Source organism: Rhodococcus sp. LW-XY12 (assembly GCF_019317345.1).
Classification (GTDB): domain Bacteria; phylum Actinomycetota; class Actinomycetes; order Mycobacteriales; family Mycobacteriaceae; genus Rhodococcus; species Rhodococcus pyridinivorans.
In genome coordinates this window covers 2,318,737-2,343,635 of record NZ_CP079225.1, presented here as the reverse complement: position 1 = coordinate 2,343,635, position 24,899 = coordinate 2,318,737, and the positions used below count along the sequence as shown (strand labels likewise).

Below are 24,899 nucleotides of genomic sequence, written 5' to 3'. Positions count from 1 at the left end.
CCTGATGTGCCCTGGTTCGCGGAGCACTCGCGGTGGGATCGTCACGTAGGCGGCTCCGGACGGGGCGCATCCGCTTTGGAGAGAACGGGCACGTGTGTCGTGCAGAAGGCGTCGCCGTTCGCGATCGTCGCGAGGCGTTGCACGTGGGTTCCGAGGATCCGCACGAAGGCCTCCTGCTCCGCCTCGCACAGTTCGGGGAACTGCTCCGCGACGTGCGAGACCGGGCAGTGGTGCTGGCAGATCTGCACGCCGGTGCCGATGCGGCGGGTCGAGGCGGCGAAACCGGAGGCGGTGAACGCTCCGGCGATCTCCTCGGCGACGCTCTCGACGTCGTCGAGGTTCTCGTCGGCGGGCGCGATGGTGCCGAGGATCGAGTCCACACGGCGGCGTGCGAAGTCCTCCACGGCAGCGTCGCCGCCGAGTTCGCGGAGGTGCCGCATGGCGGCGGTGGCGAGATCGTCGTAGGAGTGCCCGAGGCGGGCGCGTCCGACGGCGGTGAGCTGGAAGCGGCGGGCGGGGCGGCCACGACCGCGTCCTTGCCTGCGCGGCGGCGCGGCGGCCTGCGCCTCACCGGACTCGATGAGCGCGTCGAGATGGCGTCGCACGCCCGCGGCGCTGAGCCCCAGACGCTCGCCGATCTCCGGCGCGGTGATGGGACCTTCTTCGAGCAGCAGCTGCACGACGGCGGCGCGGGTCTGACCCTCCGGGATCTCGCGGCCCGTCGAAGCAGGATTCTTGCGGGTGTCCTCGACGCGCGACGCCGTCGCGGCAGGTGCGTGACCTGCGCGTTCTGCGGTGTCGGTGGTGTCGGACGGGTATTTCACAACACCAGTGTGACGGAATTCGGAAGCACGGTCCACCAAGGGTGCCCTTTGTTACACCTCGTGACGGAGCCGTCGGAGAGCACCCTCGCCGTCCCGTTACGCTTCTGACGTGCCGTCGACTCCTCCCCTGTCCGCCCCGCACACGACGTCTCCGTCGCCGGGCCGATCCGGGGTCCGCGAACGGCTGCACGTGTGGATCCGACGCGCTCTGGGCCTCGACGCCCCGGGACCACACGCCGATGTCTCGGTCGTCCTGCACGGCGACGAGATCGAAGGTCGCGGACTCGACGCGATCGAGAACGTCTACCTCCACCGCATCCGGCTGCTCGGCGCCACCGGTGCCGTCCTCATGGCAGTCGGGGCACTCGGCGCCGGCGCCCAGCCGGTCCTGCAGAACCCCGTGCAGGGCGTCCGCGCCCTCGGACTGGCGGCACGCATGCCGAGCGCCGCCCTCACGACGACCATGATCGGCACGGCGCTGGTGATCCTCGCCTGGTTGCTGCTCGGCCGGTTCGCGATCGGCCGGGGCGCACCGGACGGTCCCGTGCGCCGACTGTCCCGGTCGCAGCTCGACCGCACCTTGCTGCTGTGGATCCTTCCGCTGGTCGTCGCTCCGCCGATGTTCAGCAAGGACGTCTACTCGTATCTCGCGCAGAGCGAGATTGCCGCGCGCGGGCTCGATCCCTACGCGATCGGTCCGGCCGGCGCGCTGGGGGTCGACCACGTCCTGACCCGGACGGTGCCGAACATCTGGCGCGACACCTCGGCCCCCTATGGCCCGGCCTTCCTGTGGATCGGCGAGAAGATCACGTACCTCACGGGCGAGAACATCGTGGCCGGCATCTTCGTCCACCGGCTGCTCGCGCTCGTGGGTGTGGCCCTGATCGTGTGGGCGCTGCCGCGGCTCGCCCGCCGGTGCGGCGTCGCGTCGGTGAGCGCGTTGTGGCTCGGTGCCGCGAACCCGCTCTTGCTCTTCCACCTGGTCGCGGGCATCCACAACGAGGCCCTGATGCTCGGGCTCATGCTCGCCGGTGTCGAGCTCGCGCTGCGGGCCGTCCACCCGGACGACGAGGCGGCCTCGCGCCTGCGTCTCACGGGGTGGCTCGCGGCCGGCACCGCGCTGATCGCCCTGTCGTCGATGATCAAGGTGCCCTCGCTGCTCGCGCTCGGATTCGTCGGCATGGCCCTTGCCCGCAAGTGGGGTGGCGGCTTCCGCGCCGTGCTCGCCGCCGCCGCGATCCTCGGCATCGGGACCTGCGTCGTCATCGGCGCTGTGAGCTGGGGCAGCGGCCTGGGCTTCGGCTGGACGAAGACCCTGGGCACCGCCACGGAGGTCCGCAGCTGGATGTCGATCCCGACCCTGCTCGGCATGGGTACCGGCCTCGGCGGCGTGCTGCTCGGTCTCGGCGACCACACGACGGCCGTGCTGTCCATCACGCGCCCCATCGCAGCGCTGGTGGCCGCTTTCGTCACGATGCGCATGCTGCTCGCGGTGCTCATGGGACGGATCCATCCGGTCGGTGCGCTGGGGGTCTCGCTGGGCGCGATCGTGCTGCTCTTCCCGGTCGTGCAACCGTGGTACCTGCTGTGGGCGGTGATCCCGCTCGCGGCCTGGGCGACCCGCCCGGTCTTCCGGATCCCCACCATCGCGTTCTCGTCGGTTGTCGGCATGATCCTCATGCCCAACGGCAGCGAATACCAACCGTTCATCATCGTCCAGGCGTCGATCGCGACCATCGTCGTGGTCGGTCTGATCATCGTCGCCACACGCTCCCGGCTGCCGTGGCGGCTGCAGGAGCGCACACCACCGCGTCCGGCGGAAACCGCGGACGCCTAGGCTGGAACCCTGTGACCCCGAGTTCTCCCGCCGGTGCGGTACCGGCCGTGCGCCTGGACGGCGTCGTCAAGACCTACGGGGGCGTCACCGCCGTGAACGGTCTCGATCTGACCGTCGAACGCGCCCAGGTGCTCGCCCTCCTCGGCCCGAACGGCGCCGGTAAGACCACCACTGTGGAAATGTGCGAGGGGTTCGTCACTCCCGACGTGGGCACAGTCCGCGTCCTGGGGCTCGATCCCGTCGCCGATTCCGACGCCCTCCGCCCCCGGATCGGCGTGATGCTGCAGGGTGGCGGCGCCTATCCCGGTTCGCGGGCCGGTGAGATGCTCGACCTGGTGGCGGCGTACTCGGCGGATCCCCTCGACCCCGACTGGCTGCTCCAGCGCCTCGGGCTCACCGACGCCCGCCGCACCCCCTACCGCCGATTGTCGGGCGGACAACAGCAACGCCTCGCGCTCGCATGCGCGCTGGTGGGGCGCCCCGAACTGGTGTTCCTCGACGAACCGACGGCGGGTCTCGACGCACAGGCCCGGCTGCTCGTCTGGGAACTGATCGACGCACTGCGCCGCGACGGTGTGAGCGTGCTGCTCACCACCCACCTCATGGACGAGGCGGAAGAGCTCGCCGACGAGATCGTCATCATCGATCACGGGCGGGTGGTCGCCGCAGGGACACCCGACGAAGTCACCCGCGACGGCGCCGAGGGCCAGCTGTGGCTGTCCGCGCCTCCGGGCCTCGACCTGAGTGCCCTGCAGTCCGCCCTGGCCGGCACCTACCGGATACGGGAGGACAATCCCGGGCGGTATCTCGTCGAGGGCACGATCGAACCGTCCGTCGTCGCGGCGGTGGCGACCTGGTGCGCGAATCTGGGCGCACTGGCAACCGAGATCCGGGTGGATCAGCGCAGCCTCGAGGACGTCTTCCTCGAGTTGACCGGTCGGGAGTTGAGAGGGTGAGCGTGACCCACGATCGTCTGGCGAACAACCGGTTTGCGGAAGGGACCTTCACCCCGCGACCGCAGCCGAACTCGCCGTCGAAGATGCTCGCGGCGCAGACCGCCATGGAACTCAAGTTGCTGCTGCGCAACGGCGAGCAGCTCCTACTGACCATGTTCATTCCGATCACGCTGCTGATCGGCCTGTCGCTGCTACCGATCGGCGATCTCGGCGACTCGCGGGTCGACAGCGTGCTGCCAGCGGTGATGATGGTGGCCGTGATGTCGACGGCGTTCACCGGTCAGGCGATCGCCGTGGGCTTCGACCGCCGCTACGGCGCCCTCAAGCGGATCGGCGCGACCGCGCTGCCCAAGTGGGGAATCATCGCTGGCAAGAGCGCGGCGGTGGGCATCGTCGTCGTCCTGCAGGCCGTGTTGCTCGGTGCCATCGGGCTGGCCCTGGGCTGGCGCCCCTCCCCCGTCGACCTGCTCATCGGGGCGGTCGTCATCGCCTTGGGCACGGTGATGTTCGCGACACTGGGGCTGCTGCTCGGTGGAACCCTGCGCGCCGAGATCGTGCTCGCCCTCGCGAACATCGTGTGGTTCGTGCTGTTGGGCATCGGCAGCGTCGTGGTGCTCGGCGACGTGATCCCCGAAGCGGTGGTCCACCTGCTGCGGATCGTGCCGTCGGGGGCGTTGACGCTCGCGCTCGAGAACGCCACCTCGGGTGTGTTCGACTGGTTGTCGATCGTCTCGCTGCTCGTGTGGACGGTGATCGGCGGCACCGCCGCGGCGCGCTGGTTCCGCTTCACCTGAGTCGTGGGCGGCCCGATCGGGCACGACCCAACTACAGCGTGTAGTGGTTCACGCCGTACCATCGAACCGTGTTGTATCGCGGCTACCTGAGCCTTGTCGACCGTCTCCCCCTGCCGTCGCTGCGGACGCAGAAGATCATCGCGTTCCTCACGATTCTCACCCAGGGCGGCATCGCAGTGACCGGCTCGGTCGTCCGCGTCACTGCCTCCGGACTGGGTTGCCCGACCTGGCCGCAGTGCTTCCCCGGGTCGCTGGTGCCGGTGGGTGTGTCGAGCGGGGTGAACACCCTGCACCAGGTGGTCGAGTTCGGCAACCGGCTGCTGACCTTCGTGGTCGTGGCCGTCGCAGCCGCGATCGTCCTGGCCGTCACCCGTGCGCGGCGCCGCAAGGAGGTCATCGCCTGGGCGTGGTTGATGCCGGCAGGCACCGTGCTGCAGGCGATCATCGGCGGCATCACCGTCCTGGCCGGTCTCGCCTGGTGGACGGTCGCGATCCACCTGCTCGCATCGATGCTCATGGTGTGGCTGGCGACAGTGCTCTACGCGAAGGTGAGCGAGCCGGACGACGGCACGGTGGTGCAGGTATTGCCCCAGCCGCTGCGCCGGCTCACCGCCTTGTCGGGTGTCGCGCTCGCCGTGGTCCTCGTGCTCGGCACGATGGTCACCGGCGCCGGCCCGCACGCCGGAGACAAGAGCGTCGACAGACCCGTCCCGCGCCTCGCGCTCGACATCACCAATCTCGTCCACCTGCACGCCGAAGCGCTCATCGGCTATCTCGCGCTGCTGATCGGCCTCACCTTCGCCGTCTACGCGGTCCATGCACCCCGAGCCGTCACGCTGCGTCTGAAGGTCGTCCTGGCCCTGGTGGTCGCACAGGCCGGCATCGGCCTCGTCCAGTTCTGGACGGACGTGCCTGCCGTGCTGGTCGTCTTCCACGTCGCCGGCGCCGGACTGTGCACGGCGGCGACCGCCGCGGTCTGGGCGGCCGGACGGACGCGCACGACCGCACCGGATCGCGAGCCCGTTCCGGCCTGACCGTTCGACGACGCGGCCCCTCCCCGGACTTCCGGGAAGGGGCCGCGTGTCGTCGTACGGATGTCGGGCGGTCAGCGCTCGTTGCGGGCCTTGGGGAACTTCGTCTGACGTGCCACCCAACCGGCCATCTTCGCCCAGTGACCCTTCTGCGGGTTGGCGATGCTGGTGACCTCGCGGTCCCACTCGGAGACGGTGACGTCGGGGATCTCCTCGACGATGGCGCGCGCCGTCGGGAGGTCCTTCGCGACGCGGTCGCCGAGGGTGCCGTCGGCGGCGACCACGGTGATCCGGACGCCGGACAGACCGATCGGCTGCAGCACGGCCTTCCCGGAACCTCCGTGCTCGGCGACGAAGCTGCGGATGGACGAGACGATGTCGGCCGGTGCGGCCACGACCTGTGTTTCGACGCTCATGTCTGCAGAATACTGTGAGCGCTATGCACGCAATCGAAGTGGCACAGCACGGAGGCCCCGACGTCCTCGTCCCCGTCGAACGACCCGACCCCTCGCCCGGACCGGGTGAGCTGCTGGTTCGCACCGACGCGATCGGCGTCAACTTCATCGACACCTACTTCCGCACCGGCCTCTACGGCACGGAGCTGCCGTACATCCCGGGCTCGGAGGGCACGGGCACGGTCGTCGCCCTCGGCGAGGGTGTGCGGGACACGGCGGTAGGCGACCGAGTGTCGTGGTGCGAGGCACCCGGCTCGTACGCCGAACTGGTCCGCGTCCGCGAGCAGGTCGCCGTGCCGGTCCCGGACTCGGTGCCGGCCGAGCAGGCCGCCTCGGTCCTCCTGCAGGGCATGACCGCGCACTACCTGCTGAACTCCGTCCACCCGGCACAGCCCGGCGAGACGGTGCTCGTCCACGCAGGTGCCGGTGGTGTGGGGCTGATCCTGACGCAACTCGCCGTCGCGAAGGGCGTGCGGGTGATCACCACCGTGTCCTCCGACGAGAAGGAGGCCCTGTCGCGGGAGGCCGGCGCCGCGGACGTGCTGCGCTACGGCGACGACCTCGCCGAGAAGGTGCGCGAGCTCACCGACGGCGAGGGGGTGGCCGCAGCCTACGACGGTGTCGGTGCCGCGACCTTCGAGGCGTCGCTCGCGTCCGTCCGCGTGCGCGGCACGGTCGCGCTGTTCGGTGCCGCGAGCGGACCCGTCCCGCCCTTCGACCTGCAGCGGCTGAACCCGGCGGGTTCGCTGTTCGTCACGCGGCCGACCCTCGTGCACTACACCCGAGACCGCGAGGAGCTGCTGTGGCGGGCGGGCGACGTGCTCGCGGCGCTCGCCGACGGGTCGCTGAAGCTCCGCGTGGGAGCGAGCTATCCCCTCGCCGAGGCCGCCCGCGCCCACGCCGATCTCGAAGGACGCCGGACCACCGGATCGATCGTCCTGATCCCGTGATCTCCGGACCCGGCACGACGAACGCCCCGGCCGCTCGGCCGGGGCGTTCGTCGTGAAGCGTGGATCAGAAGTACGAGCCGATCGTCGGCAGTGCGAGCACGGAGTCGATCGCCAGGCCCAGGCACACCACCGCGAGGTAGTTGTTGGACTGGAGGAACAGCTTGAGCGGCTTGACCGACGCCCCGCCGCGCACACTGTTGAACAGCTGGTGCGCGACGATCAGGAACCAGGCGCCCGCGAGCAGCGCGACGGCCGCGTAGATCACACCGGCGGCCGGGACGATCACCAGCGTCGCGATCACGGTCGCCCAGGTGTAGAGCACGATCTGCTTCGTGACGTGCTGCTCGGTGGCGATGACCGGCAACATCGGCACGCCGGCTGCCTTGTAGTCCTCCTTGTAACGCATCGCGAGCGCCCAGGTGTGCGGCGGCGTCCAGAAGAAGATGACCAGGAACAACACGATGGGTTCCCAGCTCAGCGAACCCGTCACGGCGGCCCAGCCGACCATCACGGGCATACATCCGGCAGCCCCGCCCCAGACCACGTTCTGCCAGGTCCGGCGTTTGAGCACCATCGTGTACACGAGCACGTAGAACGCGATCGTCGCCACGACCAGCAGTCCGGCCAACAGGTTGGCGCGCCACCACAACCACGCGAAGGACGCGATGCCGAGCAGCATGCCGAAGACGAGGGCGTTGCGTGTCGGCACCGTCTGCCGGGCGAGCGGACGCAACGCCGTGCGTTTCATCACCTTGTCGATGTCGGCGTCGACGACGCAGTTGAGCGAGTTGGCGCTCGCCGCACCCATCCAGCCGCCGAACAGGGTGCTCAGGATGAGCACGATGTCGACGTTGCCGCGGTCGGCGAACAGCATCGCGGGAATGGTCGCGACCAGCAGGAGTTCGATCACCCGCGGCTTGGTCAACGCTATGTAGGCGAGGACGGTGCCGGAGATCCGGCCCCACGCGGTGTCGGGGCGCGGGGCGCTCGGCGCTTCGGGGGCGCCGAAGCCGTGTCCTCCCGGCCGTCGCCCTGCCCGCACACTGTCTCCTTGTCCCACGCGGATCCGCACCTTCGTTTCGCCCGTTCACGGTCGCCCGGTTCCGGACGCTCCTCTACTACGAACGATGGTAGACCGGACCGTTGCCCGGACCGAATCGACCCGTTCGGAGCAGCGCATTAGTCTGAAGTAGCGCGCGGGCCGACTTCCACCCGCCGGGACCCCGTACACCCATGTCAGGAGACTTCAAGCTCGTGTCGATCACAGACGAGATCCGCACCCTCACCCAGCCTGCGCATCCTGCCGACTGGACCGACCTGGACACCAAGGCCGTCGACACCGCGCGCGTGCTCGCCGCCGACGCCGTGCAGAAGGTCGGAAACGGGCATCCCGGTACCGCGATGAGCCTCGCTCCCCTCGCGTACACCCTTTTCCAGCGTGTGATGCGCCACGATCCGACCGACCCCGAGTGGGTCGGCCGCGACCGCTTCGTGCTCTCGTGCGGACATTCGAGCCTGACGCTGTACACCCAGCTGTACCTGTCCGGCTACGGACTCGAGCTCGCCGACCTCGAAGCGCTGCGCACGTGGGGTTCGCTCACCCCGGGCCACCCCGAGTACGGCCACACCGCCGGCGTCGAGATGACCACCGGCCCACTGGGTCAGGGTCTGGCCTCCGCCGTGGGCATGGCGATGGCCGCCCGCCGCGAGCGCGGTCTGTTCGATCCCGAGGCGCCCGCCGGCTCGAGCCCGTTCGACCACTACGTCTATGTGATCGCGTCCGACGGCGACATCGAGGAGGGCGTGACCTCCGAGGCGTCCTCGCTCGCCGGTGTCCAGCAGCTCGGCAACCTGATCGTCTTCTACGACGACAACAAGATCTCCATCGAGCACGACACCGCGATCGCTCTCGGTGAGGACGTCTCCAAGCGCTACGAGGCATACGGCTGGCACGTGCAGACCGTCGAGGGCGGCGAGAACGTCACCGCCCTGCTCGAGGCAGTCGAGGCCGCGAAGGCGGTCACCGACCGTCCGTCCTTCATCTCCGTCCGCACCATCATCGGCTACCCGGCGCCGACGAAGATGAACAGCGGCGACGCGCACGGTGCCGCGCTCGGCGTCGACGAGGTCGCCGAGATCAAGAAGATCCTCGGCTTCGACCCCGAGAAGAACTTCGACGTCGACCCGGCCGTGATCGAGCACGCCCGGCAGGTCGTGACGCGCGGCACCGAGGCACGCGCCGCATGGCAGGCCGACTTCGACGCGTGGGCCGCCCGCGAGCCGCAGCGCAAGGAACTGTTCGACCGCCTGCACGCCGGTGAGTTCCCGGAGGGCTGGGTCGACGCACTGCCGACCTACGAGCCCACCGAGAGCGGTCCCGCGACCCGCTCGGCGTCCGGCAAGGCCCTCGCCGCGCTCGGACCGGTACTGCCCGAGCTGTGGGGCGGTTCCGCCGACCTCGCCGGCAGCAACAACACGACGATTCCCGGTTCCGACTCCTTCGGTCCCGAGTCGATCTCCACGAAGGACTGGAACGCGCAGCCCTACGGACGCACCCTGCACTTCGGCGTCCGCGAACACGCGATGGGATCGATCCTCAACGGCATCGCCCTGCACGGCCCGACCCGCCCCTACGGCGGCACCTTCCTCGTCTTCTCCGACTACATGCGGCCCGCGGTGCGTCTCGCGGCCCTCATGCAGACCCCGGCGATCTACGTGTGGACGCACGATTCGATCGGTCTCGGTGAGGACGGCCCGACGCACCAGCCGATCGAGCACCTCGCGGCGCTGCGCGCGATCCCGAATCTCGCCGTGATCCGCCCGGCCGACGCCAACGAGACGTCGTTCGCGTGGAAGGCCGCGCTGGAGAACCGCACCGGCCCGACCGCTCTGGCGCTGACCCGTCAGAACGTGCCGGTGCTCGAGGGCACGCGGGAGAAGGCCGCCGAGGGTGTCGCCCGCGGTGCCTACATCCTGGCCGAGGCCTCGTCGGGCACCCCGGAGGTCGTGATCCTCGCGACCGGTTCCGAGGTCCAGCTCGCCGTTGCCGCCCGCGAGACCCTCGAGGCCGACGGTGTGCCCACCCGCGTCGTCTCCGTGCCGGTGCTCGACCGGTTCCTCGAGCAGGACCAGGCCTACCGCGACGAGGTGCTGCCCCCGTCGGTGCGCGCCCGCGTGTCCGTCGAGGCCGGTCTCGCGATGCCGTGGTACCGCCTCATCGGCGACGCCGGTGAGCCGGTCTCGCTCGAGCACTACGGCGCCTCAGCCGATTACAAGACCCTGTACCGCGAGTTCGGCATCACTGCCGAGGCCGTCGTCGACGCCGCGCGTCGCTCGCTGACCCGAGTGAAGGGATGATCCGATGACCCAGCAGACCTCCACGCAGAACGCTGCGCTGGCCGAACTGTCCGCCCAGGGTGTCTCGGTGTGGCTGGACGACCTGTCCCGCGACCTCATCGACTCCGGCAAGCTCGCCGAGCTCGTCGCGACCCGCAGTGTCGTGGGTGTGACGACCAACCCGTCGATCTTCCAAGCCGCCCTGTCGAAGGGCCATGCCTACGACGCGCAGATCCGCGATCTCGCCGCCGCCGGTGCCGACGCCACCGAGGCGATCCGCACCGTCACCACCGACGACGTGCGCGCGGCCTGCGACGTCCTCGCGCCGGTGTTCGAGGCCACGGACGGCCTCGACGGACGGGTGTCGATCGAGGTCGACCCGCGTCTGGCGCACAAGACGGACGAGACCGTCCAGCAGGCCCTCGAGCTGTGGCGCATCGTCGACCGCCCGAACCTGTTCATCAAGATCCCGGCGACGATGGCGGGTCTGCCGGCCATCGCCCGGGTGATCGGTGAGGGTGTCAGCGTCAACGTCACGCTGATCTTCTCGGTCGAGCGCTACGAGCGGGTCATCGAGGCCTACCTCGACGGCCTGACCGCGGCGAAGGCCTCCGGTCACGACCTGTCGAAGATCCGCTCGGTCGCGTCGTTCTTCGTCTCGCGTGTCGACACCGAGATCGACCCGCGCCTCGAGGAGATCGGCACCGACCGGGCGCTGGCTCTGCGTGGCAAGGCCGGTCTCGCCAACGCGCGGCTCGCGTACGGCGCGTACCAGCGCGCGTTCGAGGGCGGGACGCGGTTCGAGCAGCTCGCCGAGGCGGGTGCCGTTCCCCAGCGTGCGTTGTGGGCGTCGACGGGTGTGAAGAACCCCGATTACCCCGACACCCTCTACGTCACCGAGTTGGTCGCGCCGAACACCGTGAACACGATGCCGGAGAAGACCCTCGAGGCCGTCGCCGACCACGGTGAGGTCACGGGCGACACCGTCACCCGCAACATCGCCTCCTCCCAGCAGGTCTTCGACGCGCTGGCATCGGTCGGTGTGGATCTTCCCGACGTCTTCCGCAAGCTCGAGGACGAGGGTGTGGAGAAGTTCGTCGTGGCGTGGAAGGACCTGCTCGCGGCGACGGCGGAACAGCTCGCGGCTCACGCGCCGGGCGCGGAGGGCTGAACGTGCCCGAATCCGGTGCGGCGGAGTGGGTGAATCCGCTCCGGGACAACAGAGATCGCAGACTGCCCCGTATCGCCGGCCCGTGCGCGCTGGTGATCTTCGGCGTGACCGGCGATCTGGCCCGGCGCAAGTTGATGCCCGCCGTCTACGATCTCGCCAACCGCGGCCTCCTGCCGCCCGGATTCGCGCTCGTCGGTTTCGCCCGGAGGGATTGGGCCGACGAGGACTTCGGTCAGGTGGTCCACGACGCGGTGCGTGAGCATTCGCGTACCCCCTTTCGCGAGGAGGTCTGGCAGCGCCTCGCGGAGGGGATCCGCTTCGTGCAGGGCACCTTCGACGACGATGCGGCGTTCGCGGAGCTCGCGACGACCCTCGAGAAGCTCGACCGCGAACGCGGTACGGGTGGCAACCACGCGTTCTACCTGTCGGTTCCCCCGGACGCCTTCCCCGTGGTGTGCGGGCAGCTGTCGCGTTCGGGTCTGGCCGCGGAACGCGGCGGCTCGTGGAGCCGCGTCGTGATCGAGAAGCCGTTCGGGCACGACCTCGAGAGTGCGCGCGAGCTCAATTCGGTTGTCGGTGAGGTGTTCTCCGAGGAATCCGTCTTCCGCATCGATCACTATCTCGGCAAGGAGACGGTCCAGAACATCCTCGCGTTGCGTTTCGCGAACCAGATGTTCGAGCCGGTGTGGAACGCGCACTACGTCGACCACGTGCAGATCACGATGGCCGAGGACATCGGCCTCGGTGGTCGCGCCGGCTACTACGACGGCATCGGCGCGGCCCGCGACGTCATCCAGAACCATCTCCTGCAGCTGCTCGCCTTCACCGCGATGGAGGAACCGGTGAGCTTCGCGGCGTCGGAGCTGCACGCGGAGAAGATCAAGGTGCTGTCGGCGACCCGGCCGGCGGAGCCGTTCGACGAGACCACCGCGCGCGGCCAGTACGCATCCGGCTGGCAGGGCGGCGAGAAGGTCGTCGGACTGCTCGAGGAGAAGGGTTTCGCGGCGGATTCGACCACCGAGACGTACGCGGCCATCACCCTCGAGGTCGACACCCGCCGCTGGGCGGGTGTGCCCTTCTACCTGCGCACCGGCAAGCGCCTCGGCCGCCGCGTCACCGAGATCGCGGTGGTCTTCAAGCGGGCCCCGCACCTGCCGTTCGACAAGACCATGACCGAGGAGCTCGGTCAGAACGCGTTGGTGATCCGCGTGCAGCCCGACGAGGGCATCACGATGCGCTTCGGGTCGAAGGTGCCCGGCTCCGAGATGGAGGTCCGGGACGTGAACATGGACTTCAGTTACGGCCAGGCATTCACGGTCTCCTCCCCCGAGGCCTACGAGCGCCTGATCCTCGACGTGCTCCTCGGCGTCCCGTCACTGTTCCCGGTGGACGAGGAAGTCGAATTGTCCTGGAAGATCCTCGATCCGGTGCTCGAGCACTGGGCGGCGAACGGGCGACCGGAACCCTATGAGTCCGGCACCTGGGGTCCGCAATCGGCCGACGAGATGCTGCGGCGTACCGGCCGGGAATGGAGGCGTCCGTGAGGCTCCAGTTGCGCAACACCTCCGCGAATGCCATCAGTCGCAAGCTGGTGGAGCTGCGACGGTCGAGTGGAATGGTCACGCAGGGCCGTGTTCTCACGTTTATCGTGTGCGCCGGCGACGCGCGAGGCCTCGACGCCGCGATCACGGCCGCCACCGAGGCGTCGAAGGAACATCCCTGCCGCGTCATCGTCGTCGGTCGCGGACGACAGGACGGTCCGTCGCGGCTCGACGCGGAGATCCGGGTCGCCGGTGAAGCGGGTGCCTCCGAGGCATTGATCCTCGCCCTGCACGGCGAACTCGGTGAACATCAGGAATCGGTCGTGGTGCCTTTCCTCCTTCCGGACACCCCCGTCGTCGCGTGGTGGCCCAACCAGGCCCCCGCGGTCCCGGCCGAGGACCCGGTGGGTCGTCTCGCCGTCCGCCGCATCACCGACGTGACCAACTCCGACGACCCGCGTGCCGATCTCGCGACCCGCCTGTCCGGTTACCGGCCGGGCGACACGGATCTGGCCTGGGCCCGCATCACCTACTGGCGGGCGCTGCTGGTCTCGGCACTCGATCAGCCGCCCTACGAGCCAGTGCTCTCGGCACGCGTGTCGGGGCTGCGGACCGAACCGGCCGTCGATCTGATCGCGGGGTGGCTCGCGAGCCGTCTCGACTGCCCCGTCGAGCGATCCGTCGGCGAGCTGAGGGTGGAACTGCGCACGGCGTCGCAGACGATCGCCCTGGAACGCCCGCAGGAAGGTCGCGTGGCGACCCTCGAACGCACCCACAAGCCCGATTCGCTGATCAGCCTGGCGCGCCGGAACTCGGCCGAATGTCTCGCCGAGGAACTGCGTCGCCTCGATCCCGACGAAGTCTACGAAGCCGCGTTGTCGGCCCTGCCGAAGGTGGATTATGTCTGACACGGCCCGCACTCCGTCCGAGATCCGGCGTTTCGCCGACGCCGACGAGGTCGCCCGCGCCGCGGCGTCCGCCTTCGTCGATGCCGTCGTCGCCGCGCAGCGCGAGCGGGTGCAGGCCCACGTCGTGCTCACCGGCGGCGGTACCGGTATCGCGATGCTCGAGCACGTGCGTCGCGACCAGGGCGCCATCGACTGGTCGGCGGTGAACGTCTACTTCGGCGACGAGCGTTTCCTGCCGCCCGGCGATCCGGATCGCAACGAGGTGCAGGCCCGTGGGGCTCTGCTCGACCACGTGCCGATCGACCCGGCACGCATCCACACCATGCCGGCGCTCGGCGAGGACGGGTGCAGCACACCGGAGGACTCGGCCCAGCGGTACGCCGAACTCCTCGCGGCGCACTCCCCCGACGGCACCGTGCCGGTCTTCGACGTGCACCTGCTCGGCATGGGCGGTGAGGGACACATCAATTCGCTGTTCCCCCACACCGACGCGGTGCGCGAGTCGGAGCGTTTCGTGGTGGGTGTCGACGACTCCCCGAAGCCGCCGCCGGCCCGGGTGACGCTGACGCTGCCCGCCGTGCAGCGGGCGCGGCAGGTCTGGTTGCTGGTCACCGGTGCCGCCAAGGCGGAGGCCGTCGCGGCGGCCGTGGGCGGTGCCGCACCGGAGGACTTCCCGTCCGCGGGCGCCCACGGCACCGAACGCACCGTGTGGTTCCTCGATCCGGCTGCCGCAGAGCAACTCCCGGCGCAGTGACCGGGCAGAGCGTCGGGAGTCCGACGCCGTGATCGGCGATCCGGCCGTCATGCGCCCGCGCCGTCGAAGTCGGGATCGTCGGCGTCGTCCGTCTCCACACGGCGCCCCTCCGAAGTACCGGCGGTGTCGCCGTCGTCGACACCGGTTCGCACACACCGCATCCGATTCATCGATCGCGGACCTGCCGTCGAGCGCAGTGCGCGCAACGGTGATCGGCCCGGGACACATCGCACCGTTCGTGGGTCCATGCCGGTGAGCTCCTCCCGTCGTGGACCGTTGTCGTCACGGCCCTCTGTCTCGTTCGACGCGCCGGGACGCCCGACGGTTCCACTCGGGACGAAATCGGCCGGTCCGATCCGGGATCGAGCGGTCAGATACCCCGTTCGATCACCGCGGCGGTGACGCGGTCGTCGATCGACGACACCGGGTTCTCCCGTGCCACCCAGGGGTCACCGTCGAAGTACTTCGCGAAGATCTTCTCGGCCGTGCGGGTGGCGATCGCCTGCGTCGTCAACGTCGGGTTCGGGCCTCCGAGACTGTTGGCGAGCGCCGAGTTGTCGGCGACGAACAGTCTCTTCACCCACCGGGCCTCCGCGTCGGCGTCGAGCACCGAATCCCGGTCGCTCACTCCCATCCGCATGCTCGACTGCGAGTGCAGGATCAGCGGTGGCCAGTCGCAGCGATGCACCCTCTTCGCGCCCGCCGCTCTCATCAACTCGACGGCCTTGCGGGTCGCGTGGTCACGATTGCGGCGGGTACGCGCCGAGCGCCGACGATGCTGCACGGTCACCCGCGGCGCCAGACCTGCTTCGTCCGGGTACAGGATCGGCGAAAGCGTCACGCGGTTGTCCGGTTCGACGTCGTCGTCCGAGATGACGAGCGCCGCGAGGACCCGGTCGGCGTCGGCCATCGTATCGAGCAGGTCGCGTCCGACGAGCCTCCCCACGCTGTCGGCCCCCGCGGAATCGACGACGCCTCCGGCACGTCCGTACCCGTGGATGCCGGAGTCGCTGAAGTTCAGCGCGTACGCGATCAATGCCGGGGGCAGGCCGACCTGCTCGATCCCGCCGTAGCCGGGCAGATCGACGCGCGCGTTGGAACCCGGGCCGCGCGTCTGCCCGGTGTACTCGTCGAAGACGCCGAAGACCGCGTCCATGTGGTGGTCGGTGAGGCCGCGGCCGACCCAGCCGTTCGGATTCGGCAGCGCCGAGTTCAGCCACAATCGTGGGCTCTCGATGCACCCGGCCGCCAGCACCACCACCGGGGCAGTCGCTTCGTGCTCGTCCTCTCCCGTCGTGAACCGCACTCCGCGCGCCACGGTCTCCCCGTTCACCTCCTCGACGAGGATCTCGAAGACCACTGCATCGGCGATCAGGGTGACGGCACGCCCCTGGGGGGGACCACGCGTCCGCGGTGAGCATCATCGGCACGTACGAATTGTCGGTGGAGCGTCTGGCCTTGAGATTCCGCGGCGCCCCCAGCGGCAGATAGCAGCCCTGATAGCAGTGCCCGCACATCGTGCAGCCCCGCGCTTCGGGATGGTGCAGACGCGCACGGTCGCGGGTGCGGCCGGCGGTACCACCGGGTTGGAGGATCGCGTTCTGCTGTGCGCGGTGGGCGGCCACGGTGGTATCGAGCGAGGTCTGGTGTGGCAGACCCATGGCCGCTGCTCCCCGCAGGAACAACTGCTCCTTGGCGCCCATCGGGGCAGTCTGCACCGGCAGCGTGGCCTCCACCCACTCGTAGTAGGGACGCAGTTCGTCGTATCCGAAGGGGAACAGGTGCGCCGTGTCGTACATGTCGCGGTCGGCGCCGTCGTATCCGGAGAATACGCCGGGTGCCGCCCGCGGCGAGTTGCCGAAGAAGTGGAGCGTGGTGCCACCGACGCCGGATACCTGCCACACGAACGAATTCTGAGGCAGATCTCGGAGCCACGGCGTGCCCGAGCGGTCTCCCGGTCCGTGGCGGAACAGCCCGGTGATCGGATTGTTGAGGTCGTCCTCGAAATGGGTCCACTCGTTCTCCGGGTCGGCGAAGCGGGGACCTGCTTCGAGAACGAGCACGTCGAGCCCGCGCGCCGCGAGTTCCTTGGCCACGACGGGTCCGCCACCCCCGGCGCCGATGACGATGACGTCGGTCATCTATCCCTCCACCTCGTCGATTTCGCCGTAGTAGCCCAGGAACTCGTCCCACCCGTCACTCGGCCCTGCATAGCGGCTCAACTCCCAGCCGACCGGCCGCCCCGTGAGCTCGCGCCGAGTACGGTTGTACGCGGAGACCTCCGAGAACGCCGCGAAGGCCGCCAGCGTGGGAATCGCGTTGACCACGAATTTCAGCACCAGACCTTCGAAACGCGGGTCGGTGTCGAGCCATTCGAAGACCTGCGCCTTCGCGGCATGACTCAGGTTCGCGAACGGCGCTGCGAACGGACCACTCACCGAACGCGGGTCGGCGGTGACACCGAAAGTGTTGAGCAGCACCGCGATCGCCGCGGCGCCGGGCAGGTTGCCCGCCTCGGGTCCGAGCAGCGGCATCGGCGAGGCCTGGTCCAGGGTTCGCTCGAGGGATTCCGCGGTGCCGGCGGTGACGCCGCCGGGCCGGTCGGTCCACACGCCCTGTTGGTGCGAGTACGGGTCGTTGCCGGGTGCGACGAACGCGAGCACCCCGTTGATCGTGTCGCGTACGGGCGGCGTCTCGTTCAGCGGACTCGCGTCGGCTTCGCTCGCGAGCACCCCTGCGGTGCCGATCAACGCCGCCATCGTCGCGGCCGTCCCGGCGAGAAAACGCCGCCTGTTCCAGTACCCGTGCTGCGGGTCGTCCACGTCGCCCCCTCGTCGTTGCCGTGGTGCAGCGTACGAGATGTCGTGGAACGATTGCGGAATGTCGTCCGGATCGTCCGGCGGGTCGCACGGACCGGTGGAGCGATCCACGGAAATCGGGTAGCTCGCTACCCGTGCCGTCCGCGCACGGGGCGTGCAGGATTCGAACACGGCCGATCGGTGCGACGGGGTGGGAATCATGTTGCAGAAGAAGAGGGAGAGCAACCGGTGCGCGTCCGTCCTGGAGACACTCCGAGGCCGGGACGATGCTCCTGCTGATCGTCCCGGCGACGAGCGGCGCGCCGGCGTTCTTGCGCCGGCCTCGGACACGGAACCTTCCGGACTGCGCAATGCGACGCCTTCGCGATTGCACATCACCGACGCGGACGGCCGGACGCTCGCGTGCGCACCGCTCGAACGTCGCGTACCGACCGACCCGGAGCGGCAGTGGCCCTGGGAGGCGCTGATCCGCCACGGATAGGGCGTCCCCTCCGCGCCACAGCGGAGACACATCTCGGCGGCACCGAGGCTCGTTCCCGCCGCCGTCTGCACACTGTCACGTTGGGGTGCATGCTCGTGACCAGCGTGGCGGTGCCGGTGGCGGCTTTCGCCACTGGCTGGTGAGGATCGCGGAGGCTCCCGTCGTCGGTGAACCGGTATCCGTGAGGGCCGAAGTGCCGGACAACGACCTCCACGACTGCCGCCATCCGAGTTCGAGGATCTCGTCCCTGTACCGACGGTTCACCCCGCCGTGCCGGATCGGGACGATCCTGTGAACGGATTCGAGCAGCGCACTACACAGCGGGAGGACCCATCGCGGTGAAACGGACCGCACCGGCAGCCGGATGCAGGACAATTTCGATAAGGCGAGCGCCCATCGAGAGGAGCCGTGATGAGCACGCCGAGGACGATCACAGGCGAAGTGAGCCCGGAGCGCGATTGCCCGAGCGACTCGTCGCTGGTGCGGTTGATCTACCACCGCAACTTCCTGCTACCGATCGGTGAGGTCTGGGCGGCACTCACCGATTCGGAGAAGCTGGGCCGTTGGTACGGCACGTACATCGGCGACCCCGCTACGGGCCGTGTGCTCCTGACCATGACGGACGACCACGATTCGGCCACCACCTACGTCGACATCCTCCGGTGTTCTCCCCCCGAGGGATTCGCCGTCGACGTGGACGGGTGGCAGCTCGAGGTGGTGCTGCGTCAGGTCGGGAAGGTCACCACCCTCGAGTTCACACACCGGCACGTCCCGCGCTCGGAGGCCGGAGAGATCGGGCCGGGGTGGCAGTACTACCTCGACCGCCTCGACGCAGCACTGGCCGGCACCCGCCCGCCGTTGTGGGACGACTACCTCGACCTGGTCGACGAATACCGCTGACCGGCGCCTTTCGCTGCAGTGATCCGCCCGACGAGCACCACCGGAAATCTCCATCGACGAGTACCGCAGGCCGTACAAGGTGGACGAGGTCGCCAACGACCGGATCGAGGAGGTCTGGTTCACGGGCGTCCACTCCGACGTCGGCGGTGGATTCGAGGACTGCCGGAACAGACGAGCGCGACGGCGACGCCGACCCGGATGAGCCGCATCTGGTGGCTCATCGGGCGAGGAACTCGTGAGATCCTCGGCGGGGCACGATCGCCCGAAGGACTGAAGATCCACGAGAGCGTCGAGCTCCGGGAGGACGGTCTGGCGACCCGGCTACGGAATCCGCACTGGGTCGATCCGGAGTGGTACACGCCGAAGCGCTACGACCTCGGGGTATCCGGCCATACGAACCGCCCGACCGCGCCGCTCCGCCCCCATCGGAGGTCTCGGCGCACCGGGGTCGGTCACAACTCCCGTGAACGCGACAGCTCCGCCGACCTCGCCCTGAGGTGGCGCCGCTCGGGTTCGGTACCGGCGAGCTCGAGCGCCCGCCGATACGCTTCGGCCGCTTCACCTTTCCGGCCGACCCGAGCCAGCAACTCGGCTCGTGCCACCACGTACGGTCCGTAGTCGCGGATACTCGGCTCGTCGGCGAGTCCGTCGAGGAGTTCGAGTCCGGCCGCGGGCCCGTCGCGCATCGCGACCGCCACGGCGCGGTTCAGTGCGACGATCGGTGACGGGCTCAGGGCGGTCAGTACGTCGTAGAGGGCGATGATCTGCGGCCAGTCGGTGCTGTCGACGTCGCTCGCCTCGTCGTGCAACGCGGCTATCGCGGCCTGCACCCCGTACGGGCCGGGTGGTCGTCCGGTGAGTGCGGCGACCACCAGTGCGCTGCCCTCCTCGATCATCGCGCGGTCCCATCGGGTGCGGTCCTGCACGTCGAGCAGCATGACGGCGCCGGTCGGGTCGGTGCGTGCGTCCCGGCGGGCATGGACGAGCAGCATCAGCGCGAGCAACCCGCTCACCTCCCGTTCCGTCGGCATCAGACGGTGCAGGATGCGGGTGAGGCGGACCGCCTCCTCTGCGAGGGCGAGGCGTTGCAGATGTTCACCGCTGCTCGCGGCATAGCCCTCGGTGAAGATCGAGTACAGCGCCGCGAGCACCACCGGCAGGCGCTCCGGCAGCTCGTCCGGTCCGGGTACCCGGAACGGGATGCGGGCACCGCGGATCTTCTTCTTGGCCCGCACGATCCGCTGGGCCATCGTCGGCGACGGGACGAGGAAGGCCCGCGCGACCTCGTTCGTCGTGAGACCACCGAGGCAGCGCAGGATCAGCGCGACGCGGTCGTCCGCCGCGAGGGCGGGGTGGGCGCACGTGAAGAACAGTTCGAGGCGGTCGTCCGTCAGTTCTCCGGCATCGGGCGGTTCGTACGACGCGCGACGTTCGGTGTCGACGGCGAGTTCCGCCAGTCGCGTCGCATACACGCGGTCGCGGCGCACCCGATCCAGCGCTCGGCGCCTGGCCGTGGTGAGCAGCCAAGCGCCCGGACGCTCGGGCACACCGTCGACCGGCCAGTGCACGAGCGCCGCCTCGAGTGCCTCCGATGCGACCTCCTCGGCGAGGTCGAGGTCGCCGAAGCGATGGACGAGCGCGGCGAGGAGCCGGCCGTGTTCCTCGCGGAACACCGACTCGACGGCCGAGGCCGGCTCCCCCATCGCTCAGTCCCCGAAGTCGGCGATCGGCCGCACGACGACCGTGCCGCCGTCCCGCGATCCGGGACAGCGTGCCGCCCAGTCGAGTGCCTCGTCGAGGCTGCCGACGTCGATGACGTCGTATCCGCCGAGCACCTCGCGGCTCTCGCCGAACGGTCCGTCGGTCACCGTGCGTCGTCCGTCCGCGTCGACCTGCACGGTCGTCGCGGTGACGAGATCCTGCAGGGCGTGCCCGGACACGAGGACACCCGCGTCGCGCATCGCCTTCTCGTAGTCCTGCCAGTCCTCGACGGTGCAGGTGGCCTCGTCGGTCGTGGATGCGTAGATCAACAGCATGTACTTCATGGCGGTCGCTCCCGTCTGTATGGTGTTCGTCCTACACCATCACGACGAACGGACACCTGCCGGATCGACGCCCGACGAGAAATTTTTTCTAACCGCTGTTGCGCAACGCCGTGGCGAGACCGTTCATCGTGATCTGGATACCGCGCCGGACACGGTCGGTGTCCTCACCGGCACGGAACCGGCGCAGCAACTCGACCTGCAGGTGGTTGAGCGGTTCGAGATACGGGAACCGGTTGTGCAGCGACCGCTCGAGCGCCGGATTATCCGCGACGAGCGAGTCGTAGCCCGTGATCTGCCGGTAGGCGTCGACTGTACGGGCGTGCTCGTCGACGATGCTGCCGAACACCCGCTCGCGCAGTTCGGTGTCCTCGACGAGTTCGGAGTACCGGGCGGCCAGGCCGAGATCGGACTTGGCGAGCACCTGCGCCATGTTCGACAGCACCGAACGGAAGAACGGCCAGCGACGGTAGAGATCCTGCAGGGTCGCCAACCGGTCCGGATCACCGGCCACCCAGTCCTGCACAGCCGTTCCCGTGCCGTACCAGCCGGGGAGCATCACGCGGCTCTGGGTCCACGAGAGCACCCACGGGATGGCCCGCAGGTCGCTGATCGCCTTCGTCTGCTTGCGGGAGGCGGGACGGCTGCCGATGTTGAGGGCACCGATCTCCGAGACCGGCGTCGCGGTGGTGAAGTACTCGACGAATCCCGGTGTCTCGTGCACGAGCCGGCTGTACGCGGCGCGAGCGAGGTCGGCAAGTTCGTCGAGGATGCGGTAGGCCTCCGGCGCGTCCTTCCCGAGGCCTTCCACATCGAGCAGGCTCGACTCGAGGGTCGCCGAGACGAGCGCCTCGAGGTTGCGGCGGGCGAGCACCGGTTCGCGGTACTTCGCGGCGATGACCTCGCCCTGCTCGGTCAGACGCAACGAGCCCTGGACCGCGCCGGGAGGCTGGGCCAGGATGGCGTCGTAACTCGGTCCGCCACCGCGACCGACGGTGCCGCCGCGACCGTGGAACAGGCGCAGCCGGATCCCGGCGGTGCGCGCCGCCTCGACGAGATCGAGTTCCGCGCGGTAGAGCGCCCAGTTGGCGGTGAGATAACCGCCATCCTTGTTGGAATCGGAGTAGCCGAGCATGATCTCCTGCAGTCCGTCGTGTCCGTCGACGAGGCTGCGGAACTCGGGCACGGCGAGGGCGGCGGTCAGCGTGGCGGCACCGCCGCGCAGGTCGTCGATCGTCTCGAACAGCGGGATGACCTGCACCGTGCTGCGCGGATAGCCGCGGTCGAGGTCGAGCAGCCCGACCTCCTTGAGCAGGACCTCGACCTCGAGCAGGTCGGACACCGAGGTGCACATGCTGATGATGTAGTGCTCGATGGCGGCCGGTCCGATGCGACGGACCACGTCGGCGGCAGCACGCAGGATGCCCAGTTCCTTGGCTGTCTCGTCCGACAGGTGGGCGTCGGGGGTGGTGAGCGGGCGGCGGATCCGCAACTCCGCGGTGAGCAGCGCGACCTTGTCGTCCTCCGGCAGGTCGCGGTAGCGGTCGGTCACTCCCGCCCAGGAGAGCAGTTCGGCGACGACGTTCTCGTGGACCTCGGAATTCTGACGCAGGTCGAGTGGCGCGAGGTGGAAGCCGAAGACCTCGACGGCGCTGCGCAGGTGCGCGAGTCGATCGTCGGCGATCACGGTCGCTCCGCCGGCGCGCAGCGAGGCGTCGACGATGGTCAGGTCGGTGTGCAGGCGGGCCGGGGTGGCATAGGGCTCGCACGGGATACGCACCGTGTGGGGCAGATCCACGCCGGGCAGCAGCCTGTCCGCGGTGGCGGTGAGGCGAGCGCGGATACCGTGTACCGCCCGTCGGTACGGCTCGTCGCTGTGGGCGGGATTGTCGTCGCCCGAGTCGTCGGCGAGCTTCTTCAGGGCGCTGCTGATGGTCGCGGTGCGTTCGAACATCGACAGTTCGCGTTCGAGCGCGGCGAGTTCGGTGAGGTGATGTCGCAGCGCGGTCTCACAGGCGCGATTCGCGGCCGTGGTGACGACCTCGCCGTCGACGTTGGGGTTGCCGTCGCGGTCGCCGCCGATCCAGGTTCCCGGCCGGACCAGCGGTTCGGTGAGCACCGCCGCGTCGGGCCAGCGTCGCCGGAGTTCGCGTCGCACTTCGGCGTTGAGGGCGGGAACGACGTCGAACAGTGCGAGGTCGTAGTAGCGCAGACCGTTGTCGACCTCGTCGATGATCCTCAGGCGCGCGAGCCGGATGAGCGCGGTGTCCCAGAGGGTCAGGATGTGCCGGTACAGGGCGCGGTCGATTTCCTCGAGCGCGGCGGGTTCGTCGGTCCTCTCCCGGCGCCGCATGAGTTCGGTGACGGCGGTCTGGACGTCGAAGACGGTGCGTCGGCGGGTCTCGGTGGGATGAGCGGTGATGACGGGGGCGACGAGAGCCGACGCGAGCGCGTCGGTCACGGTGTCGGCATCGAGGCCCGGACCGGCGGCGTCGAGCTTGGCGTAGGTGGCGGCGAGGCTGCTGTCCTGCGGTGGGTCGCCTGCGCGCACGTGCAGGGCTCGACGTCGTTCGCGGTGCAGATCCTCGGCGAGATTGGCGAGCAGACCGAAATGGCTGAACGCCCGGGCGACAGGAATCAGGTCGTCGGTGGCGACGCCGGCGAAGCGTTCGGCGAGTTCGGTGCGGTCGATCTCGGAGCGCCGGATCCGGAAACTCTCCACCCGGGCCGATTCGACCAGGTCGAAGGTCTCGGGTCCTGCCTGCTCACGGATGACGTTGCCGAGGATGCCGCCGAGCAGGCGGATGTCCTCGCGGAGGGGTTCGGTAGCAGAGGCAGGCACAGTGTCCGTCATACGGCCAGTATCTGTGCCCGGCGGCCGGGGCGCGACCGCGGCAGCGTCCGTGCACGTGCGGGGATCAGCTGAACTTGATCTGCAGTCCGATGCCGAGGATCGAGATCACCCAGATGATGCCGGTGAAGACGGTGAGACGGTCGAGGTTCTTCTCCGCCACCGTCGAGCCCGAGAGATTGGACTGGACTCCGCCACCGAACAGGCTGGACAGACCACCGCCCTTACCGCGGTGCAGCAGCACCAGCAGGATGAGCAACAGGCTCGTGACGATCAGGAGGATGTCCAGGAACAGTTCCATGTCGGTGTTCGATGTCCTTCGGATGGTGGGCGACGTCGGCGTCAGCTTACCCGCTCGTCCTGTGGGGACGCTGCGGGTGTGCCGGGGACGCCGGGTGGGCGAAATGCGGGCGGGGTGCAGCATCTCGTCGAGATCCTGCACCCCGCCCGATGCCGGTCGCTCTAGAGGAGCGGACCGCCTGCGGCGATCGCCGACAGCTGAGCGAATTCGTCGGCCTTGAGGGAGGCGCCTCCCACGAGGCCGCCGTCGACGTCGGTCTGAGCGATGAGCTCACCGACGTTCTTGGCGTTGACCGACCCGCCGTACAGGACTCGGACCGATGCCGCGACCTCGGGCGAGGCCAGTTCGGCGAGGGTACTGCGCACCGCGGCGCACACCTCCTGCGCGTCGGCCGCCGAAGCAACCTTGCCCGTGCCGATGGCCCAGACCGGCTCGTACGCGACGACGATCTTTGCGATCTCGTCGGCGGACAGGCCGGCGAGCGAGTTCTTCAACTGCTCGACGTTGTACTCGACGTGGTTGCCGGCTTCGCGGACGTCGAGTCCTTCACCGATGCACACGATCGGAGTGAGACCGTGCCGCAGCGCGGCCTTGGTCTTGTCTCGGACGATCTCGTCGGTCTCACCGTGCAGGGTGCGACGCTCGGAGTGCCCGACGATCACGTAGGTGCAGCCGAGCTTCGCGAGCATCGCGCCGGAGATCTCGCCGGTGTAGGCGCCGGAGTCGTGGACCGAGATGTCCTGGGCTCCGTAGGTGATGCCGAGCTTGTCGCCCTCGACGAGGGTCTGCACCGAGCGGATGCCGGTGAACGGCGGGATGACCGTCACGTCGACCTTCTCGAGGTACTTCTCGGGAAGGGTGAACGCGATCTTCTGCACCAGGGCGATGGCCTCGAGGTGGTTGAGGTTCATCTTCCAGTTGCCCGCGATGAGCGGTGTCCGTGCCATG

Annotated in this window: 22 protein-coding genes and 1 pseudogene; 13 read left to right on the top strand and 10 right to left on the bottom strand. The window is 69.2% G+C overall.

The window, feature by feature from the left end; translation table 11 throughout:
* Window positions 1-41: 41 nt before the first annotated feature.
* Window positions 42-860 (bottom strand): metalloregulator ArsR/SmtB family transcription factor, encoded by an 819-nt coding sequence (locus KXC42_RS11050; protein WP_094980515.1) that lies wholly within the window; start codon window positions 858-860, stop codon window positions 42-44.
* 73 nt (window positions 861-933) lie between these two features.
* On the opposite strand from KXC42_RS11050, the gene mptB reads away from it, so the two are divergent.
* From mptB to KXC42_RS11030, 4 genes are all read left to right on the top strand, one after another.
* Window positions 934-2,661, top strand: coding sequence for a polyprenol phosphomannose-dependent alpha 1,6 mannosyltransferase MptB (gene mptB, locus KXC42_RS11045; RefSeq protein ID WP_373922191.1), 1,728 nt, complete (start codon window positions 934-936; stop codon window positions 2,659-2,661).
* Between the two features lie 11 nt (window positions 2,662-2,672).
* Window positions 2,673-3,617, top strand: a complete 945-nt coding sequence (locus KXC42_RS11040) for an ABC transporter ATP-binding protein (protein WP_039587157.1) — start codon at window positions 2,673-2,675, stop codon at window positions 3,615-3,617.
* Window positions 3,614-4,411, top strand: a complete 798-nt coding sequence (locus tag KXC42_RS11035) for an ABC transporter permease (RefSeq protein ID WP_006551497.1) — start codon at window positions 3,614-3,616, stop codon at window positions 4,409-4,411. The genes KXC42_RS11040 and KXC42_RS11035 overlap by 4 nt, the downstream gene beginning before the upstream one ends.
* Before the next feature lie 68 nt (window positions 4,412-4,479).
* A complete protein-coding gene (locus KXC42_RS11030; RefSeq protein ID WP_024100811.1) occupies window positions 4,480-5,445 on the top strand; it encodes a heme A synthase in 966 nt (321 codons plus the stop codon).
* A gap of 71 nt (window positions 5,446-5,516) precedes the next feature.
* On the opposite strand, the gene KXC42_RS11025 is transcribed toward KXC42_RS11030, so the two are convergent.
* A complete protein-coding gene (locus KXC42_RS11025) occupies window positions 5,517-5,858 on the bottom strand; it encodes a hypothetical protein (RefSeq protein WP_006551494.1) in 342 nt (113 codons plus the stop codon).
* A 23-nt stretch (window positions 5,859-5,881) separates the two neighbouring features.
* Here KXC42_RS11025 and KXC42_RS11020 point away from each other — a divergent pair, with 23 nt between their 5' ends.
* A complete protein-coding gene (locus KXC42_RS11020; RefSeq protein WP_219130325.1) occupies window positions 5,882-6,847 on the top strand; it encodes a quinone oxidoreductase in 966 nt (321 codons plus the stop codon).
* Between the two features lie 64 nt (window positions 6,848-6,911).
* Here the strand turns inward: KXC42_RS11020 and KXC42_RS11015 are convergent, their stop codons facing one another.
* Window positions 6,912-7,889, bottom strand: coding sequence for a heme o synthase (locus KXC42_RS11015; protein WP_006551492.1), 978 nt, complete (start codon window positions 7,887-7,889; stop codon window positions 6,912-6,914).
* 212 nt (window positions 7,890-8,101) lie between these two features.
* On the opposite strand from KXC42_RS11015, the gene tkt reads away from it, so the two are divergent.
* Genes tkt through pgl form a run of 5 tightly spaced genes read left to right on the top strand, consistent with a single transcriptional unit; the run spans window position 8,102 to window position 14,557 of the window.
* The gene (gene tkt / locus KXC42_RS11010; RefSeq protein ID WP_006551491.1) at window positions 8,102-10,204 is read left to right on the top strand and encodes a transketolase; all 2,103 of its coding nucleotides are present in this window, start codon (window positions 8,102-8,104) and stop codon (window positions 10,202-10,204) included.
* A 4-nt stretch (window positions 10,205-10,208) separates the two neighbouring features.
* Window positions 10,209-11,354 (top strand): transaldolase, encoded by a 1,146-nt coding sequence (gene tal / locus KXC42_RS11005; RefSeq protein WP_006551490.1) that lies wholly within the window; start codon window positions 10,209-10,211, stop codon window positions 11,352-11,354.
* A 2-nt stretch (window positions 11,355-11,356) separates the two neighbouring features.
* Window positions 11,357-12,898, top strand: coding sequence for a glucose-6-phosphate dehydrogenase (gene zwf, locus KXC42_RS11000; RefSeq protein ID WP_006551489.1), 1,542 nt, complete (start codon window positions 11,357-11,359; stop codon window positions 12,896-12,898).
* Entirely contained in the window at window positions 12,895-13,803 is a 909-nt protein-coding gene (gene opcA / locus KXC42_RS10995; protein WP_024100808.1) for a glucose-6-phosphate dehydrogenase assembly protein OpcA, read from the top strand. The genes zwf and opcA overlap by 4 nt, the downstream gene beginning before the upstream one ends.
* Window positions 13,796-14,557: a 6-phosphogluconolactonase gene (pgl, locus tag KXC42_RS10990; RefSeq protein ID WP_019289290.1), complete on the top strand. Its 762-nt coding sequence runs from the start codon at window positions 13,796-13,798 to the stop codon at window positions 14,555-14,557. Before opcA ends, pgl begins: the two co-directional genes overlap by 8 nt.
* Window positions 14,558-14,927: 370 nt before the next feature.
* Here the strand turns inward: pgl and KXC42_RS27610 are convergent.
* Window positions 14,928-16,698: pseudogene (locus tag KXC42_RS27610) on the bottom strand (GMC family oxidoreductase N-terminal domain-containing protein).
* The gene (locus KXC42_RS10980) at window positions 16,699-17,487 is read right to left on the bottom strand and encodes a hypothetical protein (protein WP_231780697.1); all 789 of its coding nucleotides are present in this window, start codon (window positions 17,485-17,487) and stop codon (window positions 16,699-16,701) included. It lies immediately after the preceding pseudogene.
* Between the two features lie 88 nt (window positions 17,488-17,575).
* Here KXC42_RS10980 and KXC42_RS10975 point away from each other — a divergent pair, with 88 nt between their 5' ends.
* The 3 genes from KXC42_RS10975 (at window position 17,576) to KXC42_RS27725 (ending at window position 18,959) form a co-directional block, all read left to right on the top strand.
* Window positions 17,576-17,857, top strand: coding sequence for a hypothetical protein (locus tag KXC42_RS10975; protein ID WP_219130550.1), 282 nt, complete (start codon window positions 17,576-17,578; stop codon window positions 17,855-17,857).
* Between the two features lie 411 nt (window positions 17,858-18,268).
* Window positions 18,269-18,757, top strand: coding sequence for an SRPBCC domain-containing protein (locus tag KXC42_RS10970; RefSeq protein ID WP_019289288.1), 489 nt, complete (start codon window positions 18,269-18,271; stop codon window positions 18,755-18,757).
* A 46-nt stretch (window positions 18,758-18,803) separates the two neighbouring features.
* The gene (locus KXC42_RS27725) at window positions 18,804-18,959 is read left to right on the top strand and encodes a phospholipase effector Tle1 domain-containing protein (protein ID WP_094980519.1); all 156 of its coding nucleotides are present in this window, start codon (window positions 18,804-18,806) and stop codon (window positions 18,957-18,959) included.
* A 250-nt stretch (window positions 18,960-19,209) separates the two neighbouring features.
* Here KXC42_RS27725 and KXC42_RS10960 read toward each other — a convergent pair whose 3' ends face one another.
* From KXC42_RS10960 to tpiA, 5 genes are all read right to left on the bottom strand, one after another.
* A complete protein-coding gene (locus KXC42_RS10960) occupies window positions 19,210-20,460 on the bottom strand; it encodes an RNA polymerase sigma factor (RefSeq protein WP_094980520.1) in 1,251 nt (416 codons plus the stop codon).
* Between the two features lie 3 nt (window positions 20,461-20,463).
* On the bottom strand, window positions 20,464-20,802 hold the full coding sequence (locus KXC42_RS10955; RefSeq protein ID WP_019289286.1) for a YciI family protein: 339 nt from the start codon (window positions 20,800-20,802) through the stop codon (window positions 20,464-20,466).
* A gap of 88 nt (window positions 20,803-20,890) precedes the next feature.
* On the bottom strand, window positions 20,891-23,653 hold the full coding sequence (ppc, locus tag KXC42_RS10950) for a phosphoenolpyruvate carboxylase (RefSeq protein ID WP_219130324.1): 2,763 nt from the start codon (window positions 23,651-23,653) through the stop codon (window positions 20,891-20,893).
* Window positions 23,654-23,717: 64 nt separating this feature from the next.
* On the bottom strand, window positions 23,718-23,951 hold the full coding sequence (gene secG / locus KXC42_RS10945; RefSeq protein ID WP_006551479.1) for a preprotein translocase subunit SecG: 234 nt from the start codon (window positions 23,949-23,951) through the stop codon (window positions 23,718-23,720).
* Window positions 23,952-24,112: 161 nt separating this feature from the next.
* Window positions 24,113-24,898 carry a triose-phosphate isomerase gene (gene tpiA, locus KXC42_RS10940; RefSeq protein WP_033096619.1) on the bottom strand — a complete coding sequence of 262 codons (786 nt, stop codon included), beginning with the start codon at window positions 24,896-24,898 and terminating at the stop codon, window positions 24,113-24,115.
* Window position 24,899: the final 1 nt, after the last annotated feature.

Bases quoted from the DNA above. Each gene is read 5' to 3' on its own strand.
- KXC42_RS10970 (WP_019289288.1), top strand. From the start codon at position 18,269: ATGAGCACGCCGAGGACGATCACAGGCGAAGTGAGCCCGGAGCGCGAT.
- KXC42_RS11025 (WP_006551494.1), bottom strand. From the start codon at position 5,858: ATGAGCGTCGAAACACAGGTCGTGGCCGCACCGGCCGACATCGTCTCG.
- KXC42_RS11020 (WP_219130325.1), top strand. From the start codon at position 5,882: ATGCACGCAATCGAAGTGGCACAGCACGGAGGCCCCGACGTCCTCGTC.
- KXC42_RS10955 (WP_019289286.1), bottom strand. From the start codon at position 20,802: ATGAAGTACATGCTGTTGATCTACGCATCCACGACCGACGAGGCCACC.
- secG (WP_006551479.1), bottom strand. From the start codon at position 23,951: ATGGAACTGTTCCTGGACATCCTCCTGATCGTCACGAGCCTGTTGCTC.
- ppc (WP_219130324.1), bottom strand. From the start codon at position 23,653: ATGACGGACACTGTGCCTGCCTCTGCTACCGAACCCCTCCGCGAGGAC.
- KXC42_RS10960 (WP_094980520.1), bottom strand. From the start codon at position 20,460: ATGGGGGAGCCGGCCTCGGCCGTCGAGTCGGTGTTCCGCGAGGAACAC.
- tal (WP_006551490.1), top strand. From the start codon at position 10,209: ATGACCCAGCAGACCTCCACGCAGAACGCTGCGCTGGCCGAACTGTCC.
- pgl (WP_019289290.1), top strand. From the start codon at position 13,796: ATGTCTGACACGGCCCGCACTCCGTCCGAGATCCGGCGTTTCGCCGAC.
- KXC42_RS10975 (WP_219130550.1), top strand. From the start codon at position 17,576: ATGTTGCAGAAGAAGAGGGAGAGCAACCGGTGCGCGTCCGTCCTGGAG.
- tpiA (WP_033096619.1), bottom strand. From the start codon at position 24,898: ATGGCACGGACACCGCTCATCGCGGGCAACTGGAAGATGAACCTCAAC.